General features: G+C 74.6%; 3 protein-coding genes. All 3 read right to left on the bottom strand.

The window, feature by feature from the left end:
* Positions 1-2797 (bottom strand): type I polyketide synthase (locus ACFVYI_RS40975; protein WP_387894977.1); only part of this gene is annotated, 2797 nt, incomplete at its 3' end.
* A 33-nt stretch (positions 2798-2830) separates the two neighbouring features.
* Positions 2831-15706 carry a type I polyketide synthase gene (locus ACFVYI_RS40970; RefSeq protein WP_387894974.1) on the bottom strand — a complete coding sequence of 4292 codons (12876 nt, stop codon included), beginning with the start codon at positions 15704-15706 and terminating at the stop codon, positions 2831-2833.
* A gap of 95 nt (positions 15707-15801) precedes the next feature.
* Positions 15802-19755, bottom strand: a complete 3954-nt coding sequence (locus ACFVYI_RS40965) for an amino acid adenylation domain-containing protein (RefSeq protein ID WP_387894976.1) — start codon at positions 19753-19755, stop codon at positions 15802-15804.
* Positions 19756-19814: the final 59 nt, after the last annotated feature.

Genomic DNA, 19814 nt, shown 5'->3' with positions numbered 1-19814 from the left:
CAGCAAGCCACCCCTGCCCCGACAACGACAACCGACCCGACAACACCACCCCACCCGAACCCGGCAACTCCACCACCACCCCCAACAACGGATGGCCGCTCGGATCCAGACCCAGGGCGCTCATGTCACCGGTGTGCGAGCCGTCGTCGGTCATCCAGAAGCGCTGGTGCTGGAAGGCATACGTCGGCAGGCCGAGGCGCGGCGGCTCGGAACGGCCGAACACCACCCGCCAGTCGACCCGGGCACCACGAACATGGGCCTGGGCGAGCGCCGTCAGCACGGACACGCACTCGTCCCGGTCGCGGCGCATCGACGCAACGAACCGCCCGGCCGGCACCACGGCCGACCCCACCGCACTCAACACACCATCGGGACCGACCTCGACGAAGGTCTCCACCCCGTCGGAATGCAGCGCGGACACCGCATCCGCGAACCGCACCGCCTTGCGGGCATGCTCCACCCAGTACTCGACCGTCGCGATCTCCTCCGAGACCGGACGACCCGTGACCGTGGAGACGAACCGCAGCGCCGGGGTCCGGAACGACAGACCCCCGAGCACCTGACGGAAGTCGTCGAGCATCGGCTCCATCAACGGCGAGTGGAACGCGTGGCTGACCCGCAGACGCCGCGAACGACGATCCGACAACGCCGCCACGACCAGCTCCACCGCTGGCCCGGCACCCGAAACCACCACCGACGTCGGCCCGTTGACCGCCGCGAGCGAGACGTCGTCACCCAGCAGCGGCAGGACCTCCTCCTCCGTGGCCTCCACCGCGACCATCACCCCGCCGGCCGGAAGCGCCTGCATCAGACGTCCACGCGCGGCAACCAAGGTGCACGCGTCCTCCAGGGACAGCACACCCGCCACATGAGCGGCCGCGACCTCACCCACGGAGTGACCCGCCACCCCATCCGGCAGCACACCCCACGACTCCCAGAGCCGGAACAACGCCACCTCGAAAGCGAACAGCGCCGGCTGAGCGACGCCCGTCCCCTCCAAGGCATCGGCGTCCGCACCGAAGAACTCCGCACGGATATGGAGGAGTTCGAGGGCTTCGTCCAACGCGCGTGCGAACACCGGGAACCGCTCGTACAGCTCCCGCCCCATACCGACCCGCTGCGCACCCTGCCCCGCGAAGAGGAACGCCCAACCGCCGTTCGTCGCACTGCCGGTGACCACACCCGCGCCGGGCTCTCCCGCCGCCAACGCCAGCAGGCCCTGCCGCAGTTCGGCCGCGTCACCGGCCACCACCACGGCACGGTGGTCGAGCGCCGCACGCGTCGTCGCCAGCGAGAAACCCAGACCGGCCAGGTCCTCGGCGGCCTCCACCTCCACATGCCGCAGCAGCCGCGCCGCCTGCGCACGAAGCGCCGAACCCGTCCGCCCCGACAGCACCACCGGCACCGGCCCCGGCTGTACCGAGACCTCCACCTGCAGCTCCGCCGGTCCCTGCTCAAGAATGACGTGGGCGTTGGTCCCACTGATCCCGAACGAGGACACACCTGCCCTGCGAGGACGGTCCACCTCCGGCCAGACCGTCTGCTCCGTCAGCAGCCGGACCCCGCCCGCCGACCAGTCCACATGCGACGACGGCTCGTCCACGTGCAAAGTCGCCGGAAGCACGCCATGGCGCATCGCCATCACCATCTTGATGACACCCGCCACACCGGCGGCAGCCTGCGTATGACCCAGGTTCGACTTCACCGACCCCAGCCACAACGGCCGCTCCACCGAACGGTCCTGACCGTAGGTCGCCAGCAACGCCTGCGCCTCGATCGGGTCGCCCAGCGCGGTTCCGGTGCCGTGGGCCTCGACCGCGTCCACCTCGGCCGGGGACAACCCCGCACCGGCCAGCGCCTGCCGGATCACCCGCTGCTGCGACGGACCGTTCGGCGCCGTCAGACCGTTCGACGCACCGTCCTGGTTCACCGCACTACCACGCACCACCGCCAGCACCCGATGCCCGTTGCGCACCGCGTCCGACAACCGCTCCACCAACAGCACGCCCACACCCTCGGAGGAGCCGAAGCCGTCCGCCGCGGCCGAGAAGGCCTTGCAGCGGCCGTCCGCCGCCAGTCCCCGCTGCCTGCTGAACTCCACGAACATGTCCGGCGTCGACATCACGACCACGCCGCCGGCCAGCGCGAGCGAGCACTCGCCCTGCCGCAGTGACTGCGCCGCGAGGTGCAGCGCCACCAGCGACGACGAGCAGGCCGTGTCCAGCGTCACCGCGGGGCCTTCGAGGCCGAACGTGTAGGCCACCCGGCCGCTCGCCACGCTCGCGGTGTTGCCCGTGACGATGTAGCCCTCCAGCTCGGCGGGCGGACGGGCGAGCCGGGACGCGTAGTCCTGGTACGTCGCCCCGAAGAAGACGCCGGTGTCGGTGCCGCGCACCGAGGTCGGATCGATCCCGGCCCGCTCGAACACCTCCCACGAGGTCTCCAGCAACAACCGCTGCTGCGGATCCATCGCCAGCGCCTCACGCGGCGAGATGTCGAAGAGGGTGGGATCGAAGTCGGCGGCGTCGTGGAGGAAGCCACCGGCCCGGGGGTAGAAGCTGCCCGGCTTCGCCGGGTCCGGGTCGTGGCGTCCCTCGACGTCCCAGCCGCGGTCGGTGGGGAAGTCGCCGATCGCGTCGCGTCCTTCGTCGACCAGCCGCCACAGGTCCTCCGGGGACCGGACGCCGCCCGGGTAGCGGCAGCTCATCCCGACGATCGCGATGGGCTCGGCCTCGGGGTTCTCCAGTTCGGCGACGCGGCGACGCGTCTCCTGCAACTCGAACGTGACCCGCTTCAGGTAGTCGCGGAGTTTCTCCTCGGTCGCCATGGCTCAGGACACCCCCAGGTCGTTGTCGATCAGGTCGAACAGTTCGTCGTCGCTGGATTCGCCCAGGCTGCTGCGGGTCACCCGGTCGGCATCCGTCCACTTCTCCAGCAGAAGCCGCAGCCGCTGCCGTACGTGGTCGCTCTCCTGTTCGTCGACCGGCAGTTCCGCCAGCCGTTCGAGCTGCGCGGCCATGGACCCGCTGGGTGCGGGTTCCTCGGGCGGCCCGTCCTCGGCGGCCGGCAGCCGTTCGCCCAGGTGGGCGGCGAGCGCGGCCGGGGTCGGGTGGTCGAAGACGGCGGTCGCCGGCAGGGTCAGGCCGGTGGCCGCGCCGAGCCGGTTGCGTAGCTCCACGCCGAGCACCGAGTCGAATCCGGCCAGCTGGAACGGCCGGTCGGGGACGACGGCCGCCGGGTTCTCGTACCCGAGCACCGCCGCGACCTGGGCGCTCACCAGGTCGAGCAGGAGGCGGGCGCGCCGGGCTCCGCCGGTGGTGGCCAGCCGGGTGAGCAGCCGGTCCTCGTCGCCTCGGGTGTCGCCGCCGCTCGGTGCGAGGAACCGTTCGACGTCGGGGATCTCCCGCAGCAGCGGGCTCGGCCGCAGGGCCGTGAACGCCGTGTGGAAGCGGTCCCAGTCGATGTCGGCGAGTACGGGTGTCGGTTCCCCGGTGCCGATGGCCCGGTGCAGCGCGGCCAGGGCGCGGTCCGGGTCCATCTCGGGCAGGCCGTGCCGCCGCAGCACGCCGGCGACGGTGCCCTGTGCCATGCCGCCCCCGGACCAGGCGCCCCAGACGACGGAGGTGGCCGGGAGTCCGGCGGCGCGGCGCTCCTGGGCGAGGGCGTCGAGGTAGGCGTTGCCGGGTGCGTAGTTGCTCTGGCCGGGCAGCCCGAGGGTGCCGCCGAGGGAGGAGTACAGCACGAAGGCGTCCAGGTCGCGGGTGAGTTCGTGGAGGTGGCGGGCGCCGTCGGCCTTGACCCGCAGCACGCGGTCGACCTGGTCGACGGTCAGTGTGTCGAGTGAGGCGTCGTCGAGCAGGGCCGCGGTGTGGAAGACCGAGCGCAGCGGCCGGTCGGCCGGGATCGTGCCGATCAGGTCCGCCAGCGCGGCGCGGTCCGCGATGTCGCACGCGGCCACCGTGACCTCGGTGCCGAGGGCGCGGATCCGGTCCTGCAGCTCGGCGGCGCCGGGTGCTCCGGGGCCGCTGCGGCTGACCAGCAGCAGGTGTTCGACGCCCTGTCCGGCCAGCCAGCCGGCGAGTTGCGCGCCGAGGGCGCCGGTACCGCCGGTGACGAGCGCGGTGCCGCGGGGCCGCCAGGTGGTGGCGTCCCGGGCCGGCGGTGCGGGCTCGGACCGGACCAGCCGGCGGACGAGCAGGCCCGAGGCGCGGACGGCCAGTTGGTCCTCCCCGGTCGCGGTGGTGAGGGCGGCGACGAGGCGCTCCCGGGCGCGGTCGTCCACGGTCGGGGGCAGGTCGATCAGGCCTCCCCAGCGGTCGGGGTGCTCGATTCCGGCGATCCGGCCGAGGCCCCACACGAGGGCCTGCGAGGTGCTGGTGAGCGGGTCGGAGGCGGCGGTGGAGACGGCGCCCCGGGTGAGGCACCACAGCGGTACCGGGGTCTCGACGGCGCCGAGGGTCTGGATCAGTGCGATCGTCCGGGCGTACCCGTCGGGCACGGCCGGGAAGTCGGCGTGGGCCCGTTCGTCGAGCGGGAGCAGGCTGAGCACGCCGGTCGCCTGCCCGGCCCGGGCGGCCAGGGCCTGCCGGTCGAGGTCGCCGGGGGGTACGGCCACCGCGTCGACGTGTGCTCCGGCGCTGGTCAGGGCCTCGGTGACGCCGGAGACCCACGGGTCCTCGGCCTGCCGGTCGGAGTGGACGACCAGCCAGGTGCCGGACAGCCGGCCGGGCCGGGCGTCGGCGGGGCGCCAGACGATCCGGTACCGCCAGGCGTCGCTCTCCTGCTCCGCCCTGCGGGTGTCGCGCCAGGCCGAGAGCAGGGACATCGCGGCGTCGAGCGTGCCGCGGTCGTGGCCGGTGTCCTCGGTGAGGAGCGCGGCCAGGGCCTCGGGGTCGCGGTCGTCGACGGCCGCCCAAAGTGCCGCGTCCCGGGTGACGGGCGCCGCGGGGGGCGGCGCGTCGAGCCAGTAGCGCTGCCGCTGGAACGGGTAGGTGGGCAGCGGTACGGTCCGGCGGTCCGGGCCGGCGAAGGCGGCCGTCCACTCGACGGGGACGCCGCGCACGTGGGCCTCGGCCACGGAGGTGAGGAAGCGCCGGAGGCCGCCGTCGTCCCGGCGCAGCGATCCGACCACCAGGCCGCCGCGGCCGGCGGCGCCGTCCAGGATGTCCTGCACGGGAACGGTCGTCACGGGGTGCGGGCTGATCTCGATGAACGTGGTGGCGCCGGCGGCGGCCAGGTCGGCGACGGTGTCCGCGAACCGGACCGTCCGGCGCAGGTTGCGGACCCAGTACTCGGCGTCCAGGGTCGCGGTGTCCACCGGGCGCCCCTCGACGGTGGAGTGGAACGGGATCCGGGCCGCCCCGGGCGCGACGGGGCGCAGCGCCGTCAGCAGCTCGTCCCTGATCGCGTCCACCTGCGGGGAGTGCGAGGCGTAGTCGACGGGGATGCGGCGGGCCCGGACGCCCTCGGCGACGCAGCGGGCCACGAACGCGTCGAGCGCCCCGGGCTCGCCGGAGATCACCACGGAGGCGGGTCCGTTGACCGCCGCGATGCTGATCGCGCCGTCGAGGTCCTCGGCCCGGGCGCGGACCTCGTCCACGGGCAGCGGCACGGAGGCCATGCCGCCGGAGCCCGCCAGCGCGACCAGCGCCCGGCTGCGCAGGGCGACCACGCGGGCCGCGTCGTCCAGCGACAGCGCGCCCGCCGCGTAGGCGGCGGCGATCTCGCCCTGCGAGTGCCCCACCACGGCGGCGGGCCGGACGCCGTACGCCTCCCACAGGCGCACCAGGCCGGCCATCATGGCGAAGAGGGCCGGCTGCACGACGTCGACCCGGTCCAGGGACGGCGCGGTGGCGCTGCCGCGCAGCACGTCGGTCAGCGACCAGTCGATGTACGGGGCCATGGCGTGCGCGCAGGCCTCGATCTCCGCCCGGAACACCTCGGACTCGTCGAGCAGTTTCGCGCCCATGCCGGCCCACTGCGCGCCCTGGCCGGGGAAGACGAACACCGTCCGGCCGTCGGTGTCGGCGACGCCCTGGACCAGTCCGGGTGCGGTCCGGCCGTTCGCGAGCGCGGCCAGGGCGCGGGCCCGGGCGGGCGCGGCGGACGCCACCACGACGGCCCGGTGCTCGAAGAGGGAGCGGGTGGTGGCGAGCGAGTGGCCGGTGGCGCCGGGGTGCGCGCCGGCCGTCGCGCCCAGTGCGGCCGCCCGGTCGCGCAGCGCGCGGTCGGTGCGGGCGGACAGCACCCAGGGCAGCATCAGGCCCGGCCCGGGGTCGGGCGCGGAGCCGGGCCCGTGATCGGGCGCGTGGGAGGCCCCACGATCGGGCCCGTCGGCGGTAGCGGCACCGGACGGCTCGGCCGGGGCCTCCTCGATCACGACGTGCGCGTTGGTGCCGCTGATCCCGAAGGAGGAGATGCCGGCCCGCCGGGGGCTGCCGTCGGCCGGCCACGGTGTCGTCTCGGTCAGCAGCCGCACCGCCCCGGCCGACCAGTCCACGTGCGGGGTCGGCTCGTCCGCGTGCAGCGTCCTCGGGAGGGTCCCGGCCCGCAGCGCGAGCACCATCTTGATGAGGCCGGCGACGCCCGCCGCGGCCTGGGTGTGGCCGATGTTGGACTTCACCGAACCCAGCCAGAGCGGACGTTCCCGCTCCTGGCCGTAGGTGGCCAGCAGGGCCTCCGCCTCGATCGGGTCGCCCAGGGCGGTTCCGGTGCCGTGGGCCTCGACCGCGTCCACCTCGGCCGGCTTCAGCCCGGCGGCGGCCAGGGCGGCGCGGATCACGCGCTGCTGCGCCGGTCCGTTGGGGGCGGTGAGTCCGTTGGAGGCGCCGTCCTGGTTGGTCGCGGTGCCGCGTACCACGGCCAGCACCGGGTGACCGTTGCGCCGCGCGTCGGAGAGCCGCTCGACCAGGAGCATTCCGGCACCCTCGGCGGCGCCCATCCCGTCCGCCGCGGCGGCGAAGGCCTTGGAGCGGCCGTCGGGGGCCAGACCGCGCTGCCGGCTGAACTCGACGAACAGCTTCGGCGTCGACATGACGGTCACGCCGCCGGCCAGCGCCAGCGAGCACTCGCCCTGCCGCAGGGCCTGGACCGCCAGGTGGAGCGCCACCAGCGACGACGAGCACGCCGTGTCGACGCTGACCGCGGGGCCTTCGAGGCCGAGGGTGTAGGAGATCCGGCCGGAGGCGACGCTCGCCGCGCTGCCGTTGCCGAGGTGCGCCTCGAACTCCTCCGGCGACCGGTGGAAGCGGGCCGCGTAGTCGTTGTACATCAGGCCGGTGAAGACGCCGGTGCGGCTGTGGCGCAGCGCGTGCGGGTCGATGCCGGCCCGCTCGACGGCCTCCCAGGAGGTCTCCAGGAGCAGCCGCTGCTGCGGATCGACGGAGAGCGCCTCACGGGGGCTGATGCCGAAGAACTCGGGGTCGAAGTCGGCGGCGTCGTAGAGGAATCCGCCGGCCCTGGCGTAGCTGTGGCCGGCCCGGTCCGGGTCCGGGTCGTACAGCGTGTCGAGGTCCCAGCCGCGGTCGGCGGGCAGGTCCGAGATCGCGTCGCCGCCGCGCAGCAGCAGCTCCCACAGGTCTTCGGGGGACCGCACGGCGCCCGGGAACCGGCAGGCCATGCCGATGACGGCGATGGGTTCGTCCGCCGCGGCGACGCCCACCGCGGCCCGTTCGGTGGCGGGAGCGGCGCCGTGCAGGGCGGTGTCCAGGTGGGCGACGAGGGCGGCCGGGGTGGGGTGGTCGAAGAGCAGTGCGGCGGGCAGTCGCAGCCCGGTCGCCCGGGCGAGCCGGTTGCGCAGGCCGAGCGCGGTGAGCGAGTCGAAGCCGGTGTCGGCGAACGTCCGGTCGAGGTCGATCGCCTCGGGCGAGTCGTGCCCGACCACGGCCGCGGCGTGGCGCCGGACGAGCGCGGTCAGCGCGTCGATCCGGGCGGTCTCGGACAGGGCGGCGAGACGGTCGGCGGTCGGCTCGACGGAGGGGGCCGGGTCGTGCCGTCGCGGTGCGCGGACCAGTTCCCGCAGCAGTGCGGGTACCGGGTCCGGGGCGGTGGCCGCCCGCCAGGCGGCGGTGTCGAGCCGGGCGGGCACCAGCGCCGGGCCGTGGGCCTGCCAGGCGGCGTCGAACAGCGCCAGCGCCTCGTCGGTGTCGAGCGCGACGACGCCCGTCGCGCTGCGCCGCAGCTCGCCGAGGTGGCCGGTCAGCCCGCTGGGCGCGGCCCACAGTCCCCAGGCGAGCGACAGGGCCGGCAGGCCACGGTGGGCGCGGTGGGCGGCGAGCGCGTCGAGGAAGGTGTTGGCGCCCGCGTAGTTGCCCTGGCCGGCGTTGCCGAGCACGCCCATCACCGACGAGAACAGCACGAACGCGTCGAGGCCTTCGGTGAGTTCGTGCAGGTGCCAAGCGGCGTCGACCTTCGGCCGCAGGACGGCGTCGAGCCGCTCCGTGGTCAGGGAGGGGATGGTGGCGTCGTCGAGCACGCCGGCGGCGTGCACCACACCGGTGAGCGGATGGTCCTTCGGCACGGTGGCCAGCAGGGCCGCCAGCGCGTCGCGGTCGGCGACGTCGCACGCGGCGAGGGTCACGTCGGCGCCGAGGCCGGTCAGTTCGGCGACGAGCGCCGCCGCCCCCTCGGCGCCTTCGCCGCGGCGGCCGGCCAGCAGCAGACGGCGCACGCCGTGCCGGGTGACGAGGTGACGCGCGATCGTGCTGCCGAGCGCGCCGGGCACACCGGTGACCAGGACGGTGCCGTCGGTCCGCAGGACCCGGGCCGGGCCGGCGGCGGGGCGGGCCCGGGCGAGCCGGGGCACCAGCACGGTGTCCGCGCGGACGGCGAGCTGGGGCTCGTCGGAGGTGACCGCGGCCGCGACGGCCGCGGTGCCGAACGCGGAGTCGGCGGGGGTGTCGGTGTCCAGGAGGACGACCCGGCCGGGGTTCTCGGCCTGCGCCGATCGGACGAGGCCCCAGACGGGCGACGCCGTGAGACCGGCGACGGCGTCCGTCGGGCCGGTGGAGACGGCGTCGTGGGTCACCACGACCAGCCGCACCGCGGCAAGGCGGTCGTCGGCCAGCCAGTCGCGGAGCAGGGTCAGCATCCGGCCGGTGACGGCATGGGCCGCCTCCACGAGAGCGACGGTGTCCGTGGTGGCGCACGGCACGAAGACCACGTCGGGCAGCGCGGGGGCGGCGACCAGGGCGGCCAGGTCGGGATAGGCCGGCAGGTCCGCGTGTTCGGCGCCCAGGACGGCCCACCGGCCGCGCGGGGCGGCCGCCCCGGCCAGCGGGGTCCACTCCACCCGGAACAGCGCGTCGCCGCGCGCCGGGGTGGCGGGCCGCATCACCAGGGAGTCGGCGCTCAGCACGAGCGCGCCGCTGTCGTCGTAGGCGGCCAGTGTCGTCGTGGCGAGCCCCGGCCCTGCCGGGGAGAGCCGTACGCGCAACGAGGTGGCGCCGGTGCGGTGCAGCCGCACGCCGCTCCACGAGAACGGCAGCAGCCCGGTGCCGCCGTCGGCCAGGGAGCGCAGTTCGAGGGCGTGCAGCGCGGCGTCCAGCAGTGCCGGGTGCAGTCCGAAGCCCGCCGCGTCGGCCACCTCCACCTCGGCGAAGAGCTCCTCGCCGCGCCTGCGCAGCCGGCGCAGCCCCTGGAAGGCGGGGCCGTAGGCGAAGCCGCCGTCGGCCAGTCGCTCGTAGGCCCCGGCCAGGTCGACGTCCTCGACCTCGGTGAGGTCCTCCAGGTCCGCGGGCCAGGGGAGTTCACCGCCGGTCGGCCCGGCCGCCGTCAGCGTCGCGGCGGCGTGGCGGGTCCAGGACCGTTCGCCGTCCTGCCGCGCCGACAGGGTGAACGAGCTTCCGCCGGAGTCCTCGGCCGGGCGTACGACGATCCGCACGGCCACGCCGGTGTCGGCGGGCACCGGCAGCGGCGCCTCGATCGTGAGTTCCGCGACCCGGCCGTTCCCGGTGCGGGCGGCGGCCCACAGCGCGAGGTCCAGGAACGCGGTGCCCGCGAGCAGGGGCACGCCGGCCACCTCGTGGTCGGCGAGCCAGGGGTGGGAACGCAGGGACAGCCGCGCGCTGAACACGGCGCTGTCGTCGTCGGCCGACTCCACGGCGGCGTCCAGCAAGGGGTGGTCCACGGTGTCGAGGCCGAACCGGGCCGCGTCCGTCGCGCCGCCGGTGGAGGCCACCCAGTACTGCTCGCGCTCGAACGGGTAGGTCGGCAGGTCGACCCGGCGGGCGCCGGCGCCGTCGAACACGGCGTCCCAGCGCACCGGCAGGCCGTGCACGAACGCCTCGGCCAGCGAAGTCAGCAACCGGGCCGGACCGGAGGTGTCGCGGCGCAGCGTGCCCAGCACGACCGCGTCGGCCCGCGCCGCGTCGACGCTCTCCTGGAGGCCCGGCGACAGCACCGGGTGCGGGCCGACCTCGATGAGGCAGCTCGTCCCGGTGTCGAGCAGCCCGCGCACCACCGGTTCGAGGAGCACCTGCTCCCGCAGGTTCCGGTACCAGTACTCGGCGTCGAGCGCCGTGGTGTCCAGCGGGCCACCGGTGACGGTGGAGTGGAACGGCACCTCGGCGGGCCGCGGCGTCACCGGCGCGAGGTCGGCCAGCAGCCGGCCCCGGAGCTCCTCGACCTGGGGCGAGTGCGAGGCGTAGTCCACCGGGATGCGGCGGGCCCGGTCGTCCCGGGCCAGCAGGGCGTCCAGCGCCTCGGGCGGGCCCGAGACGACCGTCGAGCGCGGTCCGTTGACGGCCGCCACCGACAGCCCGGCGAGGTCGATCTCGTGCACGGGCCGCGGCACGGCCACCATGCCGCCGTGGCCGGACAGGGTCAGCAGCGCCCGGCTGCGCAGGGCGACGACGCGGGCGCCGTCGTCGAGGGACAGGGCGCCCGCGACGCAGGCGGCGGCGATCTCGCCCTGGCTGTGTCCCGCCACGGCGGCGGGCTCGACGCCGTGGGAGCGCCAGACCTCGGCCAGCGACACCATGACGGCCCAGAGCACCGGTTGGACCACGTCGACCCGCTCCAGCAGGGCGGCGTCCGACAGCGCGTCGGGCAGCGACCAGTCCACGAAGGGCCGCAGTGCCTCGGCGCAGTCCGCCATCCGGGCGGCGAACACCGGGGAGGCGGCGATCAGGTCGGTCGCCATGCCCACCCACTGGCTGCCCTGCCCGGGGAAGACGAAGGCGACCGCCGGGTCGGGCACCGCACGGCCCGTGACCATGCCGTCGGACAGGCCGGCCAGCAGCTCCTCGCGGGTCGTGCCGATCGCCACCGCACGGTGTTCGAGTACCGGTCGGCCGGTGGCCAGGGAGTGGCCGACATCGGCCGGGTCGGCGGCCTCGGCCGGCCCGGCGGTCACGGCCGAGGCCAGCCGGTCGGCCTGCGCGCGCAGGGCGGTGGCCGTCCTGGCCGACAGCACCCACGGCACCGCGGGCGGCGCTGCGGCCGGTTCCGGGGCGGTGGCGTGCTCCGGTGCGGTGGCGTGCTCCAGGATCACGTGGGCGTTCGTCCCGCTGATCCCGAACGAGGAGACCGCGGCCCGCCGGGCCCGGTCGTGGGCCGGCCAGGCCGTCTGCTCGGTCAGCAGCCGCACCGCACCGGCGGACCAGTCGACGTGCGGCGACGGCGCGTCCACGTGCAGGGTGCGGGGCAGCGTGCCGTGCCGCATCGCCAGCACCATCTTGATGACGCCCGCCACGCCGGCGGCCGCCTGCGTGTGGCCGATGTTGGACTTCAGCGAGCCGAGCCAGAGCGGGCGGTCCGCCTCCCGGTTCCGGCCGTAGGTGGCGAGGAGCGCCTCGGCCTCGATCGGATCGCCGAGCCGGGTGCCCGTCCCGTGCGCCTCCACCGCGTCCACCTCGGACGCCGTCAGCCCGGCGGTCGCCAGCGCCTGCTCGATCACCCGGCGCTGGGCGGCGCCGTTCGGCGCGGTGAGGCCGTTGGAGGCCCCGTCGGAGTTGACGCCGGAGCCGCGGACCAGGGCCAGCACCGGGTGCCCGTGCCGCCGGGCCTCGGACAGCCGCTCCAGGAGCAGCACCCCGGCGCCCTCGGCCCACGCCGTGCCGTCCGCCCCCTCGGCGAACGGCTTGCAGCGTCCGTCGGGCGCGAGGCCCCGCTGCCGGCTGAACTCGATGAACATGCCGGGGCCGGCCATCACGCTGACGCCGCCGACCAGCGCGGCCGTGCACTCCCCCTGCCGCAGCGACTGGCAGGCCAGGTGCAGCGCCACCAGGGAGGACGAGCAGGCGGTGTCCACCGTGATCGCCGGGCCCTCGAACCCGAAGGTGTAGGCGATCCGGCCGGAGGCGACGCTGCCCGTGGTGCCGGTCAGCACGTGGCCTTCGAGCCCGCTGTGCGCCTGGTGCAGCCGGGGGCCGTACTCCTGGGGCGTCGCTCCGACGAAGACGCCGACCGGCCGGCCGCGCAGCGCCGACACGTCGATGCCCGCACGCTCGAACACCTCCCAGGAGGTCTCCAGCAGCAGCCGCTGCTGCGGGTCCATCGCGAGCGCCTCGCGCGGGGTGATCCCGAAGACCCCCGGGTCGAACGCCCCCGCGTCGTAGAGGAATCCGCCCGAGCGCGCGTAGCTGGTGCCCTCGTGGTCGGGGTCGGGGTGGTAGAGCTCGTCGAGGTCCCAACCGCGGTCGGCGGGGAACGGCCCGATGGCATCGGCACCGGCCTCGACCAGGTGCCACAGCTCCTCGGGGGAGGTCACGCCACCGGGGAGGCGGCAGCTCATGGCCACGATGGCGATCGGGTCGTCGTCCCGCGCTGCCCCGGCCGCCGGTACGACGGTGCCGGGCGCCGTGCCCGCGTCGGCCACCGTCCCGGTGTCCGTGTCCAGTCGGCCGAGCACGTGCGCGGCCAGCCGGGCCGGGGTGGGATGCTCGAAGAGGGCGCTCGGCGCCAGGGTGAGACCGGTCAGGGAGTTCACCCGGTCCAACAGCTGCACGCCCGCCGCGGAGTCGAGACCGAGGTCGTGGAAGGTGAGCTCCGGATCGACGGCCTGGGCCCCCCGGCTGCCCACGGCGTGCGCGGCCTGGGCACGTACGAGATCGAGCGCAAGGCGTCGGCGCCCCGGTCCGGAGGTGCCGGCCAACTGCCGCCGGAGGAGCGGCGCTTCGGCGTCCTGCCCCGCCCCTTCCGGAGCGGCGTCCAGCCAGTACCGCTCCCGCTGGAAGGCGTAGGTCGGGAGGCGCAGACGGCGCGGCTCCCAGGGTGCGTAGACCGCCGCCCAGTCCACCGGGACGCCGCGGACGTGCAGCTCGCCGAGCGTGCCGAGGAGCGACTCCGGCTCGTCCCAGCCCCGGCGCAGCGACGCGAACGCCTGCGCGGGAAGGCCGTCGCGGCTCAGGCCGGCGAGGGTCCCGTCGGGGCCGATCTCGACGAAGGTCTCCACCCCGTCGGCGTGCAGCGCGGACACCGCATCCGCGAACCGCACCGTCCGGCGGGCGTGCTCCACCCAGTACTCGACCGTCGCGATCTCCTCCGAGACCGGACGACCCGTGACCGTGGAGACGAACCGCAGCGCCGGGGCCTGGAAGGACAGGCCCGCGAGCACCTGCCGGAACTCGTCGAGCATCGGCTCCATCAACGGCGAGTGGAACGCGTGGCTCACCCGCAGACGCCGCGAACGACGATCCGACAACGCCGCCACGACCAGCTCCACCGCTGGCTCGGCACCCGAAACCACCACCGATGTGGGCCCGTTGACCGCCGCCAGCGAAACGTCGTCACCCAGCAGCGGCAGGACCTCCTCCTCCGACGCCTCCACCGCCACCATCACCCCACCGACCGGAAGCGCCTGCATCAACCGGCCACGCGCGGCAACCAGAGTGCACGCGTCCTCCAGCGACAGCACACCCGCCACATGAGCAGCCGCGACCTCACCCACGGAATGACCCGCCACCCCATCCGGCAGCACACCCCACGACTCCCAGAGCCGGAACAACGCCACCTCGAAAGCGAACAGCGCCGGCTGAGCGACGCCCGTCCCCTCCAAGGCGTCGGCGTCCGCGCCAAAGAACTCCGCACGGATATCCAGGAGTTCGAGGGCCTCGTCCAACGCCCCCGCGAACACCGGGAACCGCTCATACAGCTCCCGCCCCATACCGACCCGCTGCGCACCCTGCCCCGCGAACAGGAAGCCGAGCGGCCGGCGTTCGCCCGCCGTGCCCGAGATCGGTGCGGGATCGCCACGGTCGTGCGCGACAGCGTCGAGCCCGGCGAGAAGCGCGTCCCGGTCCGCGGCGAGCAGGACGCAGCGGTGCTCGTGCGCGGTACGGGTGGCTGCCAGGGAGTAGCCGACGTCGCGGGGGTGGAGGTCGGGTCGGTCGGCGAGGAACGTCAGCAGTCGCTCGGCCTGGGCCCGGAGGGCGCCCGGCGTCCGGCCGGAGACCGGGACCGGGACCGTGACGAGGTGGTCACTCGGTGCCGCCGACTCCGGCCTCGGCCGGGCCGGCGGTTCCGACAGCACCACATGGCAGTTGGTCCCGCCCATGCCGAAGGAGCTCACCCCCGCGTACAGGGGGCGTGTGTCGTCCGGCCAGGGGCCGAGGTCCCGCCGCACCGTCAGCCGGAGTTCGTCGAGCGGGATGGCGGGGTTGGGCGTGCGGAAGTTGAGGCTCGCCGGGAGCTCCCGGTGCCGTATCGCCAGGGCGGTCTTGACCAGCCCGGCGATGCCGGCGGCGCCCTCCAGGTGTCCGATGTTCGTCTTCACCGAACCGACGACCAGGGGCCGGGCGGGTTCGCGCGCGGAGCCGATGGCCGCGCCCAGGCCGGCCGCCTCGATCGGGTCGCCCACGGCGGTGCCGGTGCCGTGCAGTTCGACGTACTGGATGTCCGGGGCGCTCACCCCGGCCTGCCGGTGGGCGGCCCGCACCACGTCGGCCTGGGCCGCCGCGCTCGGCACCGTGAGCGCGTCGGTGGCCCCGTCGTTGTTCACCGCGCTGCCGCGGATCACGCAGTGGATCTGGTCCCCGTCGGCGATCGCCGCGGCCAGCGGCTTGAGCAGCACCACGCAGCCGCCCTCGCCGCGCACGAACCCGTTGGCGCGCGCGTCGAAGACGTGGCACTGACCGTCCGGCGACAGGCCGCCGAACGCGGCCGCCGTAAGGGTGCTGTCCGGCACGATCATCAGGTTGACGCCGGCCACCAGCGCCGCACTCGACTCCCCCGTGCGCAGGCTCTCGCAGGCGAGGTGGACGGCCACCAGCGACGAGGACTGCCCGGTGTCGACGGTGAGGCTGGGGCCGTGCAGGCCCAGGGCGTACGAGACGCGATTGGCGATGATGCCCCGGTGCAGCCCGGTCATGGTGTGCCGGGTGAGCGCCTCCTCGCCGAAGGTGTGGGTGAGCGTCGTGTAGTCGTCCCAGATCGCGCCCACGAAGACGCCGGTCGCGGTGCCCCGCAGGTGGGCGAGCGGGATCCCGGCGTCCTCCACCGCCTCGACGCCCAGTTCCAGGACCAGCCGTTGCCGGGGGTCCATGGCGGCGGCCTCGCGCGGTGGGATGCCGAAGTACGGCGCGTCGAACTCGTCGACGGCGTCGAGGAAGCCGCCGCGCTGCGGCGTTCCCCAGCGGTCCGAGGTGCCGATGCCGCTGCGACCCTCGCGCAGCAGTGTCCAGAAGGCCGCCGGGTCCGGTGCCTCGGGCAGCCGGCAGGAGATGCCGATGACGGCGACGGCGTCCTGCGCGGGGTCGTGGCTCGGCATGATCGCGTCCGTCTCCCGTGTCCTCGACTTGCCCGGCGTCCGGTGGTTCGCCTGCGCGCCCGGCGTTCCCTGCGTCCTCGGCGTCCTCGGTGTCGTCATCGGGTGCCGCCCACGGCGTCCGGCAGCGCGGTGGACAGGCGCCGGTCGGGGTCGGCCAGCAGGGCCTGCGCCACGGTGGTCAGCCGGCGCAGCAGACGTTCGACCGTGGCTTGTTCGAACAGCGAGCGCCGGAACAGCGCATGGGCCGTCACGTCGTCGCCGTTCTCCATCAGCGTCACCTCCAGGTCCATCCGCACCGACACCCGTCCGTGGTCGAAGCTCTCCAGTCGGGTGCCGGCCAGCGACGGTTGGCCGTGCGGGGTGTTGACCAGCTGGAACATGACCTGGACGAGGCCGTGCCGGTCGTCGCCGAAGCGCTCCGCGAGCAGGTGGAAGGGCATCTCCTGGCGCGCGAACGCGCCGGTCGCCGTCTCCCGTGTCCGGGCCAGGACCTCGCGGAACGTGGGGTCGCCGGACACGTCGGTGCGCAGCACGAGCATGTTCGCGAAGCCGCCGACGAGGTTCTCCAGCTCGGTGCGGGTGCGCCCGGCGACGGGTGAGCCCACCACGACGTCCTGCTGTCCCGTCTCGTCGGCGAGGAGGACGGTGAAGGCGGCGAGCAGGGTGATGAACAGCGTGGCGTCGGCCTCGGCGCCGCGCGCCCGGGCCGCGCGGACCAGCTCCGGTCCGAGGGCCAGGCTCACCGAGCCGCCGTCGGGGTCGGGGGTGTCTCTGCGGGGCCGGTCGGCGGGCAGGGCGGCGGGGGTCGGGCAGCCCTCCAGCCGCCGGTCCCAGTAGTCCCACTGCTCGCGCAGTGTGTCCCCGGCCAGCCAGGCCCGCTGCCAGTGGGAGAAGTCCGCGTACTGGACCGGAAGTTCGGGCAGCAGTGGCTCGCCGCCGGTGAGCGCGGCGGCGTAGGCGGTGGAGATCTCGTGCCAGAGCACGTCCTGCGACCAGGCGTCCGTCGCCATGTGATGGGTCGTCAGCGCGATGACGTGGTCCTGCGGGTCGAGGCCCAGCACCTTGACCCGCAGGATCGGGCCGTGCACCAGGTCGAACGGTCGGCTTGCCTCGTCGGCGATCAACTCACGTGCCGTGCCGAGTCGTTCGTCGGCCGTCGCTCCGGGCACGGGTTCCGCCGTGAGCACCACCGGCTCGGCGGGCCGGATGCGCTGGGCCGGTTCGGCCCCGTCGACGGCGATCGTGGTCCGGAGCGCCTCGTGCCTGCCGATCAGCGAGGAGAGTGCGCTGCCCAGGGCGTCGAGGTCGAGCGGCCCGCGGGCCCGCATGACGAACGGCACGTTCCACAGGTGGCTGTCGGGCTGAGCGCGTGCGACCGCCCAGTACCCCTCCTGCGCGAAGGACAGCGGGGCGTCGACGTCCCGCCCGGCGGGCACCAGCCGGGGCCGGGCCGGGGCGTTCCCGGCGCCGGCCGCCCGCAGGACGGCGGCCAGGCTTCGCGGGGTGCGCAGCCGGAAGAGGTCCACCAGCGGCACGGCGACCCCCGTCGCGGCTTCGATCCGGGCCGCCGCCTGGGTGGCGAGCAGCGAGTGCCCGCCGAGTTCGAAGAAGTCGTCGTCGACGCCGACCCGCTCGACGCCGAACACCTCGGCGAAGGCGTCGCAGACGGCCTGCTGCTCGGGCGAGTCCGGGGCGGCGTGGACACTGCCGGCCGTCGCCCCGTGCTCCGGTTCGGGCAGTGCGCGGCGGTCGATCTTTCCGGTCGAGGTCAGCGGAAACGCCGCCAGGGTGACGAACGCGGACGGCACCAGGTAGTCGGGCAGGGCGTTCGCCAGGTGGGCCCGCAGGCTGCCGTGGTCGGGGTGCGTGTCGTCGTGCGGGATGACGTAGGCGACCAGCCGCCGGTGGCCGGGCCGGTCCTCCCGGGCCACGACGGCCGCCTGGGCGACCGACGGGTGGCGGCGCAGGACGCTCTCGACCTCGCCCGGCTCCACGCGGAAGCCCCGGATCTTCACCTGGTCGTCGATCCGGCCGAGGTACTCCAGGGTGCCGTCCCCGAGCCAGCGCCCCAGGTCTCCGGTGCGGTACATGCGCGAGCCCGGTTCGCCGAACGGGTCGGCGACGAAGCGGTCCGCCGTCAGCCCGGGCTGCCCCACGTAGCCGCGCGCCAGGCCGGGGCCGGCGACGCAGATCTCACCCGGGACTCCGACCGGGACCAGGCGGCGCTGCCGGTCCACCACGTAAATGCGGTGGTTCCAGGTGGCCGTTCCCACCGGGGCCTTGCGGGGCCAGACGGAGGTGTCCTCGGGCAGGGTGTAGGCGGTGACGACCTGCACCTCGGTGGACCCGTAGTGGTTGTGCATCCGCAGCTCCGGGCAGCGGTCGAACAGGGCGCGCAGGTCCTCGTCGAGGGCCAGCGGCTCTCCGGCCTGGCTGATGTGCCGCAGCGAGCCGAGGTCGGCGCCCTGCCGCCGGGCCTGCGCGGACATCGCCCGGACCATCACGTTGGGCACGAACACCTGGTTGATCGCCCGGTCGGCCAGCCAGCGGACGAACGCCGCCGGGTCCCGCCGGGTGTCCGCGTCCGGGACGACCAGCGTCTCTCCGTAGAGCAGGGCGGAGAGCACCTCCTGCACGGAGACGTCGAAGGTGAGCTCGGTGAACTGGGCGGTGCGGGTGCCCGGGCCGCCGGGCACGGCCACCTTCTGCCATTCGAGCATGTTGACGACGCAGCGGCCGGACATCGCGATGCCCTTCGGCTCACCGGTCGAGCCCGAGGTGTAGACCACGTAGGCGAGGTGGTCGGGGGTGACGCCGCTGTCGGGGGTGCTGGTCGGCAGGGCGCGCAGGTCTTCCGTGAGCTCGGCCGGGAGCACGGTGGTGACCTGCTCCGGGAACAGCCGGCGGGCGGACGCCTCGGTCACGGCCGTCGCCATCCGGGCGTTGTCGACGATGCGGCGGACGCGGTCGGCCGGGTGGTCGGGGTTGATGGGGACGTACGCCGCGCCGGCCTGGAGGATGCCCACCAGCCCGACGAACATGTCGATGCCGCGCCGCAGGCAGAGGCCGACCAGGCTGTCCGGCCCGACCCCGAGGGAGCGCAGATGGTGGGCCAACTGGTTTGCCCTGCTGATGAGTTCGGCGTAGCTGAGGCTCTCGCCCCGGTACTCGACGGCGATCAGGTCCGGGGTGCGGGCCGCCTGCTCGGCCAGCAGCCGGGGCAGCGGGCGGACGTCGACGGGGACTTCGGCGGCGGTCCGGGCGGCGTGCAGCCGGTCGCTCTCGTCCTCGCCGAGGAGGGTCAGGTCGGAGATCGGCCGATCGGGGTCGGCCAGCAATCCGGCCAGGGCGGTGTCGAGATGGCGGACGAACCGCTCGACGGTGCTCTCGTCGAACAGGGCCCGGCTGTAGACGACCGGCCCGGCGAGGCTGCCGTCCTCGTTCTCGACGAGGTGGGCTTCGAGGTCGACGCGGGTGGAGACCTCGCCCGCCTCGAACAGCTCGACCTCGGCACCCGGCCAGGGGACCTGCTCGAAGGGGGTGTTGACGATCTGGAGCATCACCTGGACGAGGGGGTGGCGGGAGAGGTCGCGTTCGGGCCGCAGGTGTTCCACCAGGTACTCGAACGGCAGGTCCTGATGCGTGTACGCGCCCAGCGCACCCTCCCGGACCCGGCCCACCAGCTCGCGGAACGACGGATCACCCGACACATCCGTCCGCAGCACCAGCGTGTTCACGAAGAAGCCGACCAGGCCCTCCAGTTCACGACGCGGCCGGTTCGCCACCGGCGAACCCACCACCACGTCCTCCACCCCGCAATACCGCGCCAGCACCACCTTGAACGCCGCCAACATCACCATGAACAGCGTCGCGTTCTCCGCCTCCGCCAACCCCCGCGCCCGCTCCACCACCCCCGCCGGCACCCGCCACTCACACGCCCCACCCTCGAACGACGCCACCGCCGGCCGAGGCCGGTCCCCCGGCAACTCCAACACCCCCGACACACCCGCCAGACGCTTCTCCCAATACCCCCACTGCTCCGCCAACACCGACCCCGACAACCACTCCCGCTGCCACACCGCGAAATCCGCGTACTGCACCGGCAACT

The organism is Kitasatospora sp. NPDC058218 (assembly GCF_042882445.1).
GTDB lineage: Bacteria > Actinomycetota > Actinomycetes > Streptomycetales > Streptomycetaceae > Kitasatospora.
The sequence above is the reverse complement of the archived record's forward strand: the minus strand, read 5'-3'. Positions and strand labels throughout refer to the sequence as shown.

What these genes read in the sequence shown, in the direction of transcription:
- ACFVYI_RS40970 (WP_387894974.1), bottom strand. Translation starts at nt 15,706, where the DNA reads ATGCCGAGCCACGACCCCGCGCAGGACGCCGTCGCCGTCATCGGCATC.